16 protein-coding genes are annotated in these 16,001 nt (G+C 65.9%); 4 read left to right on the plus strand and 12 right to left on the minus strand.

Annotated elements, in window-relative coordinates; genetic code table 11:
• Positions 1-97: 97 nt before the first annotated feature.
• The 5 genes from dnaG to ybiB all read right to left on the minus strand — a co-directional run bounded on the left by dnaG (position 98) and on the right by ybiB (position 5,318).
• A complete protein-coding gene (gene dnaG / locus AB3347_RS04625) occupies positions 98-1,894 on the minus strand; it encodes a DNA primase (protein ID WP_369090614.1) in 1,797 nt (598 codons plus the stop codon).
• A gap of 223 nt (positions 1,895-2,117) precedes the next feature.
• Complete coding sequence (locus AB3347_RS04630; RefSeq protein WP_369090615.1) at positions 2,118-2,567, minus strand: GatB/YqeY domain-containing protein; 450 nt, start codon at positions 2,565-2,567, stop codon at positions 2,118-2,120.
• Between the two features lie 133 nt (positions 2,568-2,700).
• Positions 2,701-2,913 (minus strand): 30S ribosomal protein S21, encoded by a 213-nt coding sequence (rpsU, locus tag AB3347_RS04635; protein WP_005665410.1) that lies wholly within the window; start codon positions 2,911-2,913, stop codon positions 2,701-2,703.
• A 112-nt stretch (positions 2,914-3,025) separates the two neighbouring features.
• Complete coding sequence (locus AB3347_RS04640) at positions 3,026-4,249, minus strand: NAD(P)/FAD-dependent oxidoreductase (RefSeq protein WP_369090616.1); 1,224 nt, start codon at positions 4,247-4,249, stop codon at positions 3,026-3,028.
• A gap of 103 nt (positions 4,250-4,352) precedes the next feature.
• On the minus strand, positions 4,353-5,318 hold the full coding sequence (gene ybiB, locus AB3347_RS04645) for a DNA-binding protein YbiB (protein ID WP_369090617.1): 966 nt from the start codon (positions 5,316-5,318) through the stop codon (positions 4,353-4,355).
• 119 nt (positions 5,319-5,437) lie between these two features.
• On the opposite strand from ybiB, the gene AB3347_RS04650 reads away from it, so the two are divergent.
• The 3 genes from AB3347_RS04650 (at position 5,438) to AB3347_RS04660 (ending at position 8,680) form a co-directional block, all read left to right on the plus strand.
• Positions 5,438-6,499, plus strand: a complete 1,062-nt coding sequence (locus AB3347_RS04650) for a 3-deoxy-7-phosphoheptulonate synthase (protein ID WP_369090618.1) — start codon at positions 5,438-5,440, stop codon at positions 6,497-6,499.
• A gap of 152 nt (positions 6,500-6,651) precedes the next feature.
• Complete coding sequence (tsaD, locus tag AB3347_RS04655; RefSeq protein WP_369090619.1) at positions 6,652-7,692, plus strand: tRNA (adenosine(37)-N6)-threonylcarbamoyltransferase complex transferase subunit TsaD; 1,041 nt, start codon at positions 6,652-6,654, stop codon at positions 7,690-7,692.
• A gap of 142 nt (positions 7,693-7,834) precedes the next feature.
• Entirely contained in the window at positions 7,835-8,680 is an 846-nt protein-coding gene (locus AB3347_RS04660; protein WP_369090620.1) for an endonuclease/exonuclease/phosphatase family protein, read from the plus strand.
• A gap of 3 nt (positions 8,681-8,683) precedes the next feature.
• On the opposite strand, the gene AB3347_RS04665 is transcribed toward AB3347_RS04660, so the two are convergent.
• The 3 genes from AB3347_RS04665 to ybaK form a co-directional block, all read right to left on the minus strand.
• Positions 8,684-9,349 carry a DsbA family oxidoreductase gene (locus AB3347_RS04665; RefSeq protein WP_369090621.1) on the minus strand — a complete coding sequence of 222 codons (666 nt, stop codon included), beginning with the start codon at positions 9,347-9,349 and terminating at the stop codon, positions 8,684-8,686.
• A gap of 140 nt (positions 9,350-9,489) precedes the next feature.
• On the minus strand, positions 9,490-10,110 hold the full coding sequence (plsY, locus tag AB3347_RS04670) for a glycerol-3-phosphate 1-O-acyltransferase PlsY (protein WP_369090622.1): 621 nt from the start codon (positions 10,108-10,110) through the stop codon (positions 9,490-9,492).
• A 94-nt stretch (positions 10,111-10,204) separates the two neighbouring features.
• Positions 10,205-10,696: a Cys-tRNA(Pro) deacylase gene (gene ybaK, locus AB3347_RS04675; protein ID WP_369091066.1), complete on the minus strand. Its 492-nt coding sequence runs from the start codon at positions 10,694-10,696 to the stop codon at positions 10,205-10,207.
• Positions 10,697-10,734: 38 nt separating this feature from the next.
• Here ybaK and AB3347_RS04680 point away from each other — a divergent pair, with 38 nt between their 5' ends.
• Positions 10,735-11,709 carry an endonuclease/exonuclease/phosphatase family protein gene (locus AB3347_RS04680; protein WP_369090623.1) on the plus strand — a complete coding sequence of 325 codons (975 nt, stop codon included), beginning with the start codon at positions 10,735-10,737 and terminating at the stop codon, positions 11,707-11,709.
• On the opposite strand, the gene AB3347_RS04685 is transcribed toward AB3347_RS04680, so the two are convergent.
• From AB3347_RS04685 to AB3347_RS04700, 4 genes are all read right to left on the minus strand, one after another.
• Entirely contained in the window at positions 11,690-13,894 is a 2,205-nt protein-coding gene (locus AB3347_RS04685; RefSeq protein WP_369090624.1) for a putative bifunctional diguanylate cyclase/phosphodiesterase, read from the minus strand. The genes AB3347_RS04680 and AB3347_RS04685 overlap by 20 nt on opposite strands.
• 289 nt (positions 13,895-14,183) lie before the next feature.
• Positions 14,184-14,363: a hypothetical protein gene (locus AB3347_RS04690; protein WP_369090625.1), complete on the minus strand. Its 180-nt coding sequence runs from the start codon at positions 14,361-14,363 to the stop codon at positions 14,184-14,186.
• Positions 14,364-14,445: 82 nt separating this feature from the next.
• Positions 14,446-15,351: a site-specific tyrosine recombinase XerD gene (gene xerD, locus AB3347_RS04695; protein WP_369090626.1), complete on the minus strand. Its 906-nt coding sequence runs from the start codon at positions 15,349-15,351 to the stop codon at positions 14,446-14,448.
• On the minus strand, positions 15,324-15,848 hold the full coding sequence (locus AB3347_RS04700) for a methylated-DNA--[protein]-cysteine S-methyltransferase (protein ID WP_369090627.1): 525 nt from the start codon (positions 15,846-15,848) through the stop codon (positions 15,324-15,326). The genes xerD and AB3347_RS04700 overlap by 28 nt, the downstream gene beginning before the upstream one ends.
• Between the last annotated feature and the right edge of the window lie 153 nt (positions 15,849-16,001).

Below are 16,001 nucleotides of genomic sequence, written 5' to 3' on the forward strand. Positions count from 1 at the left end.
TGGTTTCAACAGTTGCAATAGTTAGCGTTTTATTATAGCACGCACCCCTGTTTTTCCAAGTTGCACAAATGACCACAATCGTGCTGCGTGGCCAGCATTAACGGGGCGTCATTGCCGCTGCATCTTCCCGGTCCAGGATGTCCTGCTGGGCAACGATCTCGCGATAGCGAGTACTCACCTGATCTGGGGGCAGGCCAGAGGAAAACAACTGGTTAAGTTCTTGTTTTAAAGCGTCCTTCTTGATTTGGCGCACAGCGCTGAGCAGCCAGATTCGATCTGCCTCAAGGTCCGATTCCGGCTCGGCGGCGATTTCCGAGATCAAACTGTCGTATTCTCCCGTCACTTCTTTTAACTGTTGTGACAAGGCGGCGAAAGTACCGTACTCGCCCAGGCTTTGCGCCAGTTGCACTAAGTGGCGCAGGGCATCGGCGGCCTCCTGGCCGAAGTAGTCGAACGAGGCCTGGGCCGCGTCGTCCAGCAGGTTCGCCAGTTGCGGATGCGACACCAGGATGCGCAGCATCTGCAGTTCCAGCCCGACCGGCTTGGGCCGGCCCTGGCGCGGCGGGGCGCGGCGCACCACCGATACCGGCTTGGACAGTTCAAACAGCGATTCGATCTCGGCCGGCGTCGATTGGGTCAGGCTGGCCAGGCCGCGCACGATCTGCAGGCGCAGCGAGGTCGGCGCCATCGCCTGCAGCATGGGCTTGGCCTCGTGCTGGGCGTGGGCGCGGCCCTCCGGCGTGTCCAGGTCGTGCTCGGTGGTGACTTCGCGCAGCAGGAACTGCGACAGCGGCATCGCTTCGTGGATTTCTTGCTCGAAGGCATCGGCGCCGCGCTCTCGCACGAAGCTGTCCGGGTCGTGCTCTTGCGGCAGGAACAGGAACTTGATGGTCTTGTCGTCCGTCACCTGCGGCAGGCAGGCCTCCAGGGCGCGGCGGGCGGCGCGGCGGCCGGCCTTGTCGCCGTCGAAGCTGAAGATCACGGTGTCGGTCTGGCGCAGCAGTTTTTGCACGTGGGTGCTGGTGCAGGCGGTGCCGAGCGTCGCCACGGCCTGCGGGAAGCCCAACTGGGCCAGGGCGACCACGTCCATGTAGCCTTCGGTCACCAGCACGTAGCCGGCGTCGCGGATCGGCTGGCGCGCCTCGAACAGGCCGTACAGCTCCAGTCCCTTCTGGAACAGCGGCGTTTCCGGCGAGTTCAGGTACTTCGGTTCGCCGCCGTCGAGCACGCGGCCGCCGAAGCCGATCACCTGCCCTTTGGTGTTGCGGATCGGGAACATGATCCGCTCGCGGAAGCGGTCGTAGCGTTTCTTGTTGTTGCCGTCTTCGTCGACCTTGTCGATCACCAGGCCGGATTCCACCAGGGCCAGGGCATCGTAGTCGGGGAAGACCGAGCGCAGGTTGTCCCAGCCGCCGGGGGCGTAGCCCATGCCGAAGCGGGCCGCCACTTCGCCGGTCAGGCCGCGGTTCTTCAGGTAGGCGATGGCATTCGGCGCTTCGCGCAGCTGGGCGCGGTAGTAGGCGCAGGCCTGGGCCAGCGCGTCGGTCATCGCCAGCGATTGCGCCTGCTGGGCGGCGCGCTGCTGCGGCGGGATCTTGTCGTCCTGGTCCGGGACCACCATGCCCACGCCCTGGGCCAGGTCCTTGACGGCATCGACGAAGCCCATGCCGGAATATTCGATCAGGAAGCCGATCGCGGTGCCGTGGGCGCCGCAGCCGAAGCAGTGATAGAACTGCTTGGTCGGGCTGACGGTGAAGCTGGGGGACTTTTCGTTGTGGAACGGGCACAGGCCCATGTAGTTGGCCCCGCCCTTTTTCAGCTGGACGTAGCGGCCAACGATGTCGACGATGTCGACACGATTGAGCAAATCGGTAATGAAGGATTGCGGAATCACTAGAAGGTACTCAGTGTTTGTCTCAACTCAGACTATACCGCAGTGGTGACTGCAAATTGATCTACGACAAGGCATCCGTTTGGATGGGGTCGGCTGTGGGGCGCACGCGTCGCGATCATGTTAAAGCTGGTTGAACGCGTGGGCAGGAAACCTGCCCACCCTACAATCCACCGCTCTCTGTAGGGTGGTCGGCCATGCCGACCGCGCGTTCGACCAAAGGCGATCAGCCGCCGCTCAGCGCTTTCTTCACCAGGCCGGACACCACGGTCATGTCGGCACGGCCAGCCAGCTTCGGCTTGAGCACGCCCATCACCTTGCCCATGTCCTGCGGGCCTGCGGCGCCGCTCGCGGCCACGGCGGCGGCCACTTCGGCGGCGATTTCCTCGTCCGACAAGCCGGCCGGCATGTAGGCCGACAGGATCGCCAGTTCCGATTTCTCGATGTCGGCCAGGTCGGCGCGGCCGCCGGCTTCGAACTGGGTGATCGAGTCCTTGCGCTGCTTGATCATCTTTTCGACGATGGCCAGGATCTGGGCGTCGTTCAGTTCGATCTGCTCGTCGACTTCCTTGCGCTTGATGTCGGCAAGGATCAGGCGGATGGTAGCCAGGCGGGCGCTTTCCTTGGCGCGCATCGCGGCTTTCATGTCCTCGGTGATTTGTGCTTTCAGGCTCATGGTCGCTCTAGAGTAAAGGTGAATGGGTATAAACGACAAAACCCGCCGCGGTAACAACCGGAGCGGGCTTGCGGACGCTCAGCGGCTCGCCGGGACAGTGATGTCGCCGGAACAAGCCGTCAATGCCGTCTAATTAGTACAGCTTCTTCGGCAGCTGTTGGCTGCGGATACGCTTGTAGTGACGCTTCACTGCGGCAGCCAGCTTGCGCTTGCGCTCTGCAGTTGGCTTTTCGTAGAACTCGCGAGCGCGCAGTTCAGTCAGCAGACCGGTTTTTTCGATAGTGCGCTTGAAGCGACGCATAGCGACTTCGAACGGCTCGTTTTCTTTAAGGCGGATAGTGGTCATGTAAAAATCAAACCGTTGGATTTAGGGAAGAACGAAATTCTAGCACCATTTATCGATCAGTGGAAGGGTTTATCAGGATGTGCCCGAATTGCCACAACGCTCATTTGTCGCGTTATACGCTCTGTCCGGCCGCATAGCCCGAGGCCCAGGCCCACTGGAAGTTGTAGCCGCCCAGCCAGCCTGTCACGTCCACGGTCTCGCCGATGAAGTACAGGCCCGGCACCTTGTTGGCCATCATGGTCTGCTGCGACAGCTCGCGCGTGTCCACGCCGCCCAGGGTCACCTCGGCCTTCTTGTAGCCTTCCGAACCGGTCGGGACGATGGCCCAGCGGTTGATGGCGTCGCCCAGCTTGCGCAGTTTGGCGTCGGCCAGGTCGGCCAGGCGCGCGTCCGGCGCGAAGCCGTTGGCGACCAGCAAGCCGTCGACGAGGCGCGCCGGCAGCCACTGGGCCAGCACGTTGCCGAGCTGCTTCTTGACCGTGGTTTTCGACGAAATCAATTCCTCGACCACGTCCATGTCGGGCAACAGGTTCAGCACGATGGGCGTGCCCGGCTGCCAGTAGCTCGAGATCTGCAGGATCGCCGGGCCGGACAGGCCGCGGTGGGTGAACAGCAGGTCTTCGCGGAAGTGGCCGCCGGCATTCCCCTTGCCGCCCTTCCCCTTGCCCTTGCCGCCGCCGGTGCTGACGTCCACTTCCAGCGCGATGCCGGCCAGCGGCGCGAAGGCTTCCCAGCTGGGGCCGTCGAAGGTGAGCGGCACCAGGCCCGGACGCGGCTCGACCACCTGCAGGTCGAACTGCTTCGCGATGCGGTAGCCGAGGTCGGTGGCGCCGATCTTCGGGATCGACAGGCCGCCGGTGGCGATCACCACGCTGTCGCAGTCGATGTCGCCGCCTTCCGCGGTGATGTGAAAACCGGTGTCGCTCTTTTCGATGCTGCCGATCTTGCAGGGCATGCGCCAGCTGACCTCGCCCAGCTTGCATTCGGCGCGCAGCATGCCGATGATCTGTTCCGACGAATCGTCGCAGAACAGCTGGCCCTTGTGTTTCTCGTGGTAGGCGATGCGGTATTTCTTGACCAGCGCGAGGAAATCCTGCGGCGTGTAGCGCGACAGCGCGCTGCGGCAGAAGTGCGGGTTCTCCGACAGGAAGTTGGCCGGGCCGGCGTTGATATTCGTGAAATTACAGCGTCCGCCGCCGGAAATGCGGATCTTCTCCGCCAGGCGCTCGGCATGGTCGAGCAGCACCACGCGCCTGCCGCGCTGGGCTGCGATTGCCGCGCACATCATGCCGGCCGCGCCCGCGCCGATTACCGCTACATCATAGTGTTTTGCCATGCCTTGCTACCGTGTCCTCGCCGTGGCGCTGAATTCGCCAAAACCGGCCATTGTATACGGTTCGGCGCATCTCCACAGCGGCAAGTCAGGGCTAGAGCTAGGGCTAGGGCTGGGCGCGCAGCCCCCGCGCCACCGCCACGCAATGCGCCACCTGGGCCACGATCGGCGCCGGGATGGGCGCCTCGCCGCGCAGCGCGGCCGCGATCCAGGCCGCCGTGGTGGCCGCATCGCGCGCCTCCGGCACCTCGGCCAGCAGGTCGGTGGGGGCGTCGCGCTCCACCAGCACGGTGCGCTCGCCGCCATGGAACCAGTCGATGCGCGGGGTGCGGTGCGGGTTGGCGACGGTCTCGCCCTCGGTGCCGCGCATCAGGAAGGCGTCGCCGCGCGCGGGCGGAGCGGCCGTGCTGAAGTACTCGCCCAGCGTCTCCAGGTATTCGGGGTGCGTATACGACACCAGGCGCAGCGCCGGGCCCTCGAAGGGTTGCAGGATTTTTACCAGGGTGTGCGTGGAATTGCGCACCCCGAGGATGCGGCGCAGCGACAGCATGTGGGCCAGGCTCGGGGCCAGCTGCTCGATCGGGATGAAGGCGGGACGGCGCTGGGCGAAGGCGGCGCCGATGTCGGCGCTCGACCCGGTTTCGGCAAAGCCGAGTTCGGCCAGGATCTCGGCGGTGGTGATGCGTCCCGGATCGCTGCGCACGCCATGCACCAGGGTCGGCACGCCTTCGCGCGCCAGCAGCAGCGCCAGCAGCGGGGTCAGGTTGGCCAGCTTGCGCGCGCCGTTGTAGCTCGGTATGAGCACCGGGGCGAACTCGCCCGGCGGCGACGGCAGCGGCGCGAACGAACTTTCCGCCGCATCCATGAAGCCGGCCAGCTCGTCCACGGACTCGCCCTTGATGCGCATCGCCAGCAGGATCGCGCCCAGCTCGAGGTCGGACACGCGCCCGTCGAGCATGGCGGCATACAGCGCGCGGGCATCCTCGCGCGACATGCTGCGCGCGCCTTTGACGCCGCGGCCGATTTCCTTGATGAAGGGGGCGGCGGCGAATCCTTCGGTGTTCTTGTCCATGGCGCAAGCATACAACGCCTGCGCGCCCCTCGTGAGCGCGGCGTGAGTTTTTGGGCGCTTGTGTGCAAGTGCAGCATTTTCGGTCTACACTGGATATTCCCACTAGAAACCACAGCACCATGATCAACACGCCCGCCATCGAAAATACCAATGTCAGTTCGTTCGCGCAGATGCCGACGCCGACCGAACTCCACACCACCCTGCCCCTGAGCGACCGCGCCTTCACCACCGTGATGCAGGGCCGCGAAACCCTGCGCAACATCCTGGACCGCAAGGACAAGCGCCTGTTCGTGGTGGTCGGGCCTTGCTCGATCCACGATCCGGAAGCCGGCCTCGACTATGCACGCCGCCTCAAGGCGCTGCAGGCCGACGTGGCGGACACCATGGTGCTGGTGATGCGCGTGTATTTCGAAAAGCCGCGCACCACCACCGGCTGGAAGGGCTACATCAACGACCCGTTCATGGACGACTCCTTCCGCGTCGACGTCGGCATGGAACGCGCGCGCCGCTTCCTGCTGGATGTGTGCGAACTGGGCCTGCCCACCGCCACCGAGGCGCTGGACCCGATCTCGCCGCAGTACCTGGGCGACCTGATCGCCTGGACCGCGATCGGCGCGCGGACCACCGAGTCGCAGACCCACCGCGAGATGTCGTCCGGCCTGTCGACCCCGGTCGGCTTCAAGAACGGCACCGACGGCGACGTCTCCATCGCGGTCAATGCCGTGCTGTCCTCGTCCAACCCGCATGCCTTCCTGGGCATCAACGGCCAGGGCACGGTGGCGATCGTGCGCACCAGCGGCAACGCCTACGGCCATGTGGTGCTGCGCGGCGGCGGCGGCCGTCCGAACTACGATTCGGTGTCGGTGGCGATCGCCGAACAGGCGCTCCAGAAAGCCGGGCTGCCGGCCAACCTGGTAGTGGATTGCTCGCATGCCAACAGCTACAAGAAACCGGAACTGCAGCCCCTGGTGATGTCGGACGTGATCCAGCAGATCAAGCACGGCAATCGCTCGCTGGTGGGCGTGATGATCGAATCGAACATCGTCAGCGGCGCCCAGGCGATTCCGGAAGACCTGTCGCAGCTGAAGTACGGCTGCTCGGTGACCGACGGCTGCATTGGCTGGGAAGAGACCGAGGCGATGCTGCGCAGCGCGCACAAGGAACTTCTCCAGCGTCCTTGACGCTTTCGTAGGGCGGGCGGGTCCTCCCCCTCACGCGCTCAACCGGACTATGAATATCGGCGCGTCGTTTCATACGTGATTTGAACGCGTGGGCGGGAAACCCGCCCACCCTACTGTAAAATCTCCGTTTTTCCTCCCTGCTGTTTCCCCCCATGATTGTTCTCGGCGTCGAATCCTCCTGCGATGAAACCGGCCTGGCTCTGTACGACACCGAGCGCGGCCTGCTGTCCCATGCCCTGCATTCGCAGGTGGCCATGCACGAAGAGTACGGCGGCGTGGTGCCGGAACTCGCCTCGCGCGACCATATCCGGCGCGCCCTGCCGCTGCTGGAAGAGGTCTTGAAACGCGCCGACATGCCGGCCTCGAACATCGACGCCATCGCCTACACCCAGGGCCCGGGCCTGGCCGGCGCGCTGCTGGTCGGTTCCTCGGTGGCCTGTTCGCTGGCCCTCGCCCTCGACAAGCCGGTGCTGGGCGTGCACCACCTCGAGGGCCACCTGCTGTCGCCGCTGCTGGCCAGCGAGCGTCCCGAGTTCCCCTTCATCGCGCTGCTGGTTTCGGGCGGCCACACCCAGCTGATGCGGGTCGACGGCGTCGGCCGCTACACCCTGCTGGGCGAGACCCTCGACGATGCCGCCGGCGAAGCCTTCGACAAGTCGGCCAAGCTGCTGGGCCTGGGCTATCCGGGCGGTCCGGCGATTTCGCGCCTGGCCGAGTTCGGCGATCCGAACGCCTATACGCTGCCGCGGCCGATGCTGCACTCGAAGGACTTCAACTTCAGCTTCTCGGGCCTGAAGACCGCGGTGCTCACGGTGGTCAAGAACCACGAAGAGAAAGTGGTGGCGAACATCTGCGAGCAGGACAAGGCCAACATCGCGCGCGGCTTCGTCGACGCGATCGTGGAGGTGCTCACCGCCAAGTGCGTGAACGCGCTGCGCCATACCGGCCTGAGCCGCCTGGTGATCGCCGGCGGCGTCGGCGCCAACCGCCAGCTGCGCGAATCGCTCAACGCGGCAGCCGCCAAGCGCAAGTTCAAGGTCTATTATCCGGAGCTGGAATTTTGCACCGACAACGGCGCGATGATCGCGTTTGCCGGCGCCCTGCGCCTCGAACGCAACCCGGATCTGGCGCAGCGCGACTACGCTTTCAATGTGCGTCCGCGCTGGCCGCTGGACGAACTGGAAGCCGCCTGAGCGTCCGACGCAGCCCACTTGCCACGTCCTTTTACCCTTGTTTTCAACATTGAACTTGCAAGGCTGACATTGATCCTACCGTGTGACCGCCCCTTGCCAAACGATGGCAATATCCGACGGTTAAGTTTTACGGAGGTATGCGATGCGTGTTGTTAGCTGGAACATTCATTGGGGTTGTGGCAAGGACGGCAGGATCCGCATTCATGCGATCATCGACGTCCTGCGCCGGCTGAATCCGGATGTAGTGTGCCTGCAAGAAGTAGCAGCCAATCACCCGGAACTGGACGGCAGCGCCAGCGCCAACCAGTTCAAGCAGCTGGGCGGCGCCTTCGGCGGCTACCACATGATGGAGCATGCCCCAAGCGAACTCTACAAGAACAACTCGCCCCGCCTGTTCGGCAACCTGATCCTCTCGAAGTACCGCATCTCGCAGGTGCACCGCCACCTGCTGCCCTGGCCGGTCGACCCGGAACATCCCGCCGGCATGCCGCGCGGCCTGATGGAAACCGTGATCGACGCGCCCGCCGGCAAGCTGCGCCTGATGACCACCCACCTCGAATACTATTCGCCGCTGCAGCGCTTGGCGCAGGTGCGGCGTATCCGCGAGCTGCATGCGGAAGCCAGCGCCAGGTCGCGCATCTTCCAGCCCGATCCGAACCTGGACGCGCCCTTCCAGCTGGGCTTCCGGCCGGCATCGGCGATCCTGTGCGGTGATTTCAACTTTGCGCCGGACACCGAGGACTACCGCACCCTGCTGGCGCCGATGGAAGACGGCGCCCCCGCCTTGCTGGACGCCTGGCGCGTCGCCCACGGCAATGTGGCGCGCGCGCCGACCACCGGCCTGCACGGCTACCCGTGGCCGGACCGGCCGGAATGCTACGACTTCTTCTTCGTCACCGAAGACCTGGCGCCGCGCGTGGCAACCGTGGACGTGCAGTCCGAGACCGCGGCTTCGGACCACCAGCCCGTGGTGCTGGACCTTAAATAAAGTTTATTGCTGAGGAGCCTCGTCGCCCCGCGCCGCGATCTCGCGCAGCGCCTGCTCGAACACTTCTGGCGGCTGGCCGCCCGAGATCAGGTGGCGCTGGTTGATGATGATGGCCGGTACCGAATGGATGCCGGCGCGCTGGAAGAACTGCTCGCGCTCGCGCACCTCGTCGGCGTAGTCCTCGGATGCCAGGATGCGCTGGGCCCGCTCGCGGTCCAGGCCCACGCGCTCGACCGCGCGCAGCAGCGCCTGGTGGTTGCTCGGGTCTTCGCAGTGGGTGAAATAGGCCTCGAACAGGGCCATCTTGAGGTCGCGCTGGCGGCCCTCCTCTTCGGCCCAGCACAGCAGGCGATGCGCATCGAAGGTGTTGTAGATGCGGCCGCGCCGTTCCATGTCGAAGGTAAAGCCGACGTCCGCGCCGCGCTGGCGGATCATCTCGCGGCTGTTGGCCTGCTGCTCGGCGGTGGCGCCGTATTTCTCGGTGATGTGCTCGACGATATCCTGGCCGTCCGGTCCCATGTTCGGGTTCAGCTCGAAGGGCTGGAAGTGCACGTCGGCCGCGACTTCTCCCTTGACGCGGGCCAGCGCCAGTTCCAGCGAGCTCAGGCCGATGGCGCACCACGGGCAGGAGACGTCCGAGACGAAGTCGATGCGGAGTTGTTGAGTCATGGGGTGCCACCTTTCATGTTCGTTGCGGCACCGCAGGTGCCTGATGGCGATATGGTAACGCGATGCGGCATTTTCGGTGCGCCATGAAAAAAGGGACAATGCTTTTGGCATTGCCCCCTGTGCCGATGCGGACCGCCGGCTTACTTCTTGGCCGCGCCCTTGGCCTTGCTGCCGATCTTCGATTCCTTCCCCGCCATCAGGTTTGCGATATTGCCACTGTGGCGCCACAGGAGCAGCGCGCTCATCGCCGCCACCGCGAACAGGATCTCGTCGGCGCCGAACAGCAGGCCGTAATAGAACGGGGCGAAGACCGAGGCGATCAGGGCCGCCAGCGAGGAGTAGCGGAAGGCGTAGGCGACGATCAGCCAGGTCGCCAGCGTCGCCAGCCCCAGCCACACGTTAATCCCCAGCAGCACGCCGAGCGCGGTCGCCACGCCCTTGCCGCCCACGAACTTGAAGAACACCGGCCACAGGTGGCCCAGGAACACGGCGATCGCGACCAGTGCGATGCCGCCGTCCTCGATGCCGAACTGCGGGCCGAAGTGGACCGCCAGCCAGACCGCCAGCCAGCCCTTGGCGGCGTCGCCGACCAGGGTGGCGATCGCGGCCTTCTTGCTGCCGCTGCGCAGCACGTTGGTGGCGCCCGGGTTCTTGGAGCCGTAGGTGCGCGGGTCGGACAGGCCGAAGACGCGGCTCATCACGACCGCGAAGGAAATCGAGCCGATCAGATAGGCGGCGATGGTGGCAATCAGGGTGTTCATGGGTGTGTGCTTGCTTCCTGCTTTGTTGTCGGTACAGATGGCCGGGCGCTGGGACTATACACCATCGGGCATGCTCATTGGCAATAGAAACCGCTCATTCCGCCAGGGCGCACTGCACGACTTTCGCGCCCAGCACGTCGATCAGGACCGACGGGGCGATGCCGATCAGGTAGCCGCGGCGGCCGCCGTTGATATAAATCTTGTCGAGCGCCAGGATCGATTCCTCGACATAGACCGGCATCGCCTTGCGCACGCCGAAGGGCGAGGTGCCGCCCACCAGATAGCCCGAATGGCGCTGCGCCACCTCGGGGCGGCAGGGCTCGACCGACTTGCAGGGAATCGCACGCGCCAGGTTCTTGGTGGAGACCTTGCAGTCGCCGTGCATCAGCACGATCAGCGGACGCGCCGCTTCGTCCTGCATCACCAGGGTCTTGACCACGTCGTGCTCGGGCACGCCGAGTGCGCGCGAAGAAACGGCGGTGCCGCCGTGCTCTTCGTACTCGTAGGGATGTTCGGTAAATGTCACGCCATGCTTGCGCAGGAACTGGGTCGCGGGTGTCTCTGAAACGTGCTCTTTCTTGGCCATGCGTGGTACGCTAAAGACGAACATAAGGGGTTTCTATTATGCAGCAAGAAATTCGCTTTGCCACCTTTAACACCTTCAACCTGGCCCCGCCCGGCGTGCGCTGCTACGAGAACCTGGCGCCCTGCACGCCCGAGGAATACGAGGCCAAGCTGGACTGGACCGCGCACCAGATCGACCTGCTCAATGCCGACGTGATCGGCTTCCAGGAAATCTTCTCGCAGGCCACGCTGAGGGAAGTGCTGGCGCGCACCCGTCGCTTCCGCGAAGCGACCCACCTGGGCTTCGATCCGGAGCCGGACGCGCCGCGCCTGACGCCGAGCGTGGCGCTGGTCTCGCGCCTGCCGGTGCTGAGCCGCGCCCACGCCATGAGCATGTTCCCCGACAGCGTGGCCATGCCGCCGGGCAGCCGCGATCCGGACCGCTTCACGCGCGCGCCGCTACACGCCGAGATCGAGCTGGCGCCCGGCATCGTCATCGACGTCGTGGTCGTGCACCTGAAGTCGCGCCGCCCCGACTACCGCAGCAGCGACACCGGCGAAGACCCGAACCTGTACGCCCTGGCCTGCCTGCGCTCGCTGATAAGGCGCGGCACCGAGGCCACCGCGCTGCGCGTGCTGCTCACCGACATGGCGCGCGACAAGCAGCGCCCGCGCATCGTGCTGGGCGACTTCAACGACGTCGCCGATTCGGTCACCACCGAGATCGTGCTCGGCGAAGGCGCGCCGCTGGCCGAGCGCATGTTCGACGCCGCACGGCTGCGCCTGCACCAGGACAACCTGCGCAACGTCGGGTTCTCGATCGTGCACGAAAGCCGCCACTCGACCATCGACCACATCCTGGTGTCGCAGGAGTTCAATCCCCTGCTGCCGAATGCGATCGGCGAAGTGGTGGACGTGGTCTACCTGAACGACCACCTGAACCTGGGCCTGCCGGAAGCCTCGGACCACGGGCAGGTGCTGGCGCGGATTCGCTTGTATCCGCAGGCCGCCCCGTTCAGCGGCGGGCGGGATTGAATTCGGGCCGGCTGCTCGCCCCGGCCGCGTAGTAGCCCTGGTATTCGTCGCAGCCGTGCTGGCGCAGGAAGCGCAGCTGCGCCTCGGTTTCCACGCCTTCGGCGACTACCCGCAGCTGCAGGCTGCGCGCCACCGCGATGATGGCCGGGATCAGGGCCGCGTCGACCGGGTCGTGCCCGATGTCGCCCACGAAGCTGCGGTCGATCTTCAGCTTCGACAGCGGGAAACGGCGCAGCGAGGACAGGCTGGCCATGCCGGTGCCGAAGCGGTCGACGGTCAGCTGCACGCCGCGGCTGCGCAGCGCCGCCACGGCGCCGTCGAGCCCGGCATCGCCGCGCATCAGCGCGCCTTCGGTGACCTCCAGGTCGAGGCAGGCCGGCGCCAGCCCCGCTTGCGCCAGCGCCTCGTCGACGGTGTCGAGCAGCCGGCCGTGCAGGAACTGCATGTCGGACAGGTTCACGGCCACCGTCACCGCATGTCCGGCGTCGCGCCAGGCACGCGCCCGGGCGCAGGCCTCGCGCAGCACCCACTCGCCGATCGGCACGATCAGCCCGCATTCTTCCGCCACCGGCAGGAACGCGTGCGGCAGCAGCAGGCCGCGTTCCGGATGGCGCCAGCGGATCAGCGCTTCCATGCCGATCACCTTGCCTGAGCCGACCTCGAGCTCGGGCTGGTACTCGAGCACGAATTCGTTGCGCTCGAGCGCCTGGCGCAGGCGCTGTTCGAGTTCGCCGCGCTCGACCACGCGCGCGTTCATCTCGGGACTGAAGAAACGGAAGCTGCTGCGCCCACTCTGCTTGGCGTGGTACATGGCCACGTCGGCATGGTGCATCAGGGTGTCGACGTCGGCGCCGTCGGTGGGGCAGATGGCGCCCCCGATCGAGGCCGACAGCACGACCGCGTGCCCGGCCACGTCGAACGGGCGGGACACGGCCTGCATCACCGAATTGGCGACGTGGGCGGCCTGGTCGGCCCCGCCGATGTCGGCCAGCAGCACCACGAATTCGTCGCCGCCGAGGCGGCTGATGGTATCGACCCGGCGCACGCAGCCGCGCAGGCGCGCCGCGACTTCGCGCAGCACCGCGTCGCCGGTCTGGTGGCCGTTGTTGTCGTTGATCGCCTTGAAGCGGTCGAGGTCGAGGAACAGCACGGCGAAACTGTCGCGCTGGCGGCGCCAGGTGGCCAGCGCATGGTGCATGCGGTCGAGGAACAGGGTGCGGTTCGGCAGGCCGGTGAGCGGATCGTGCTCGGCCTGGTGGCGCACCTGCTCTTCGACCCGCTTGCGTTCGCTGATGTCGGACAGCATGGCCATGTGGGCGCTGGCCTCGCCGTGCGGATCGCGGATGGTGGTCAGGGCCACCGAGGCGGTGTAGTGCTCGCCATTCTTGCGGATGGCCGGCAGTTCGCCCTGCCAGCGATCGTTGCCGTCGAGCTGGGACCAGATGCTTTCGTAGAAGCCGGTTTGGTCGTTACCCCAGGGCAGGCTGGCCAGCGTCGACCCGACGATGTCGGCGGCATCGAAGCCGGTGACGTCGGTGAAGGCCGGGTTGACCGCCTGCACCCGGTATTCGGCATCCATCATGATAATGGCCTCGTGCGCGTTCTCGAACACGCGCGCCGCGTGCGCCAGATTATCTTCGACCTGCTTGCGCGCGGTGATGTCGACCTCCATGCAGAACACCTGCTGGGTGGCGCCGTCGCGCTTGACCGGAAAATGGTTCGAGTGCAGCCACAGGCGCCGCCCGGCCGCGGTCTGGACCTGCCAGTCGCGCGGCGCCGGCGCCGCGCCGCTGCGCCAGATGGCGGCGATGGCGCCGTCGAACTCGGGCTGGCGGTCGAGGTGGGAAACCAGGTCGCGGAAGGGCTTGCCCAGCGCATGGCTGGCGGGGATGCCGAACAGCTGGGCGCAGGCGTGGTTCCAGAAGCGCACCACGCCGGCCGCATCCATCGAATGGACGGCCACCGCCGGCGCCAGTTCGATCGCGGTCACGAAACGGTAGAGCCAGTCGAGCGCCTGGCGGCCCGGCCCGTCGGTGGCGCTCCCCTCGGGCAGGGCGCCGGGCGCCGGGGCGTGCGGCACGTGTGGCGGGGCGTCCGGCGGCGCGTGAGGGACAGGATCGGGGGGCAAGTCCAGGCCGCGCGGCCCACTGGGCCAGCCGGTCGGGTCTCGCGCTTGTTCGCTCACGGAAGAATCCTTTGCAGACGGAAACAATCATGAATTCCATGACAATCCCATCATTCTTCCGCGCCCCATCGATGCCCCGTTTGCGGGTACGCAAAAAGCAGGACAATCTGCATTTCGTCGCGCCCATCCGCAGTCCGGACCCACGGGGCGACCGCCCGTCGCATCCGGCTGGATGCAACAGGACTGGCTGTTTATATTGGCAACATGCGCAAGGAGCTCCACCCTGCCGCCAGGACGGAGACCGAGCGCGAACCAACCCTGTGTGCCGGTGTTCCCGCGGACCTCGCCGTCAGGCGGCGTCCTGCGGGGCCGGCTCGTCCTGCGGGGCGTCAGTCTGCTCCGCCCCGGCAGCGGCGCCGTCAGGCCCCTCGCGCTTCGCTTCCTGCTTGCGCTTTGCCTTTTCTTCCGCCTTGCGCTTCTTTTCGAGTTCTCGTTGCCGCTTTTCGTACTGGAAGTTCGTCCGTGCCATGTTCACCTCGTTGACAGTGGATGGGATGGATACCGCGATGCTACCGGATCATTATGGCCGACCCGCGGCCGCGCGGCTTGAATTAACCACGCGGATGGTGCTGGGCGTGCAGGTGCTTGAGGCGCTCGCGCGCAACATGGGTATAGATCTGTGTGGTCGAAATGTCGGCGTGTCCAAGCAGCAGTTGTACCACGCGCAGGTCGGCCCCGTGGTTCAACAGGTGGGTGGCGAAGGCATGGCGCAGGGTATGCGGTGAGAGCGGCCCCTGGATGCCGGCCTTTTGTGCATGCTTCTTGATCAGGATCCAGAACATCTGCCGCGTCATCGCGCCGCCGCGGCCGGTAACGAACAGTGCGTCGTCGACCTGCCCGTTCAGGATGATGCCGCGCGCATCCTTCAGGTAGCGCTCCAGCCAGCTGCGCGCTTCCTGCCCGAAGGGCACCAGCCGGGTCTTGCTGCCCTTGCCGGTGATGCGCAGCACGCCGTCGTTCAGGCTGACTTCGACCAGCTTCAGCTCCACCAGTTCCGATACCCGCAGCCCGCTGGCATACATCAGCTCCAGCATGGTGCGTTCGCGCAGGCCCAGCGGCGTGGACACGTCCGGCGCCCCCAGCAGGGCCTCGACCTGGCTTTCGCTCAGGGTATGGACGAAACGCACCGGCTGCTTGGCCGAGGCCATCTTGAGGCAGGGGTCGTGCGGAATCTGGTTGCGGCGCAACGCCAGCTGGTAGAAGCGCTTGAGCACCGACAGGCGCCGGTTGGCCGAGCTGGGCCGGGTGTCGGCGTGGCGTTCGGCGAAATAGGCGGCGATGTCGTCCGGCTGGACCGCGAGCAGGCCGGCGCGCTGCGGGCGTTTTACCTGCAGCCAGCCGGCGAACAGCTTCAGGTCGCGGCGGTAGGCGTCGAGCGAATTTTTGGCCAGCCCCTGTTCCAGCCAGAGGGTGTCGCAGAACTCGTCGATCAGTCCCAGATCGATTGCTGCTGCCATGGGGATGCGGTGGCGCCTTCGTGGCGCAGCAGCCAGCGCTTGACCGAAAGATGGAAGCCGTTCTCGTCGTCCTGGTTCGAGAAGCCGCCCAGGCCGCCGGAAGCAGTCACGCGGTGGCAGGGAATGATGAGCGGGAACCAGTTGGCGCCGCAGGCCTGGCCGACCGCGCGCGGCGCCGAACCGATCATCTTGGCCACTTGCCCATAGGTCTTGACGTTGCCGCGCGGGATGGCCGAAATTTCGCTCCAGACGCGGCGCTGGAATTCGGTGCCGGCCTCGACAAGCGGCAGATCGAAGCGGAAATCGGCGTCCTGCAGGTAGTGCGCGACCTGGCGGGCGGCCTGCTCGGCCACCTCGCTGTCGCCGGCCTTCTCTTCGAACGAGGGCGGCAGGTAGACCAGTTCGCGCACCCGGCCTTCCATGGTGCGGATGCCGATGGCGCCGAATGCCGCCGGAACGATGGCGTTGAACAGGGTGCTTGCCGGGTCAGTCTTCATCCCGCCATCTTACTCGCTGGGATGGCGCCCGGCCAGTCCCGGGCAGCAAACCGGGCGGCAATTTGGGCAAAAAAAAGCGCACTCGAAAGTGCGCTCCAATTCGGGTCACGTCCCCGGCCGTTTAGCTGTGCTAACGGCTTCTGTAAAACGTGT

This window comes from Massilia sp. X63, from assembly GCF_041023745.1.
Taxonomy (GTDB): Bacteria; Pseudomonadota; Gammaproteobacteria; order Burkholderiales; family Burkholderiaceae_D; genus Telluria.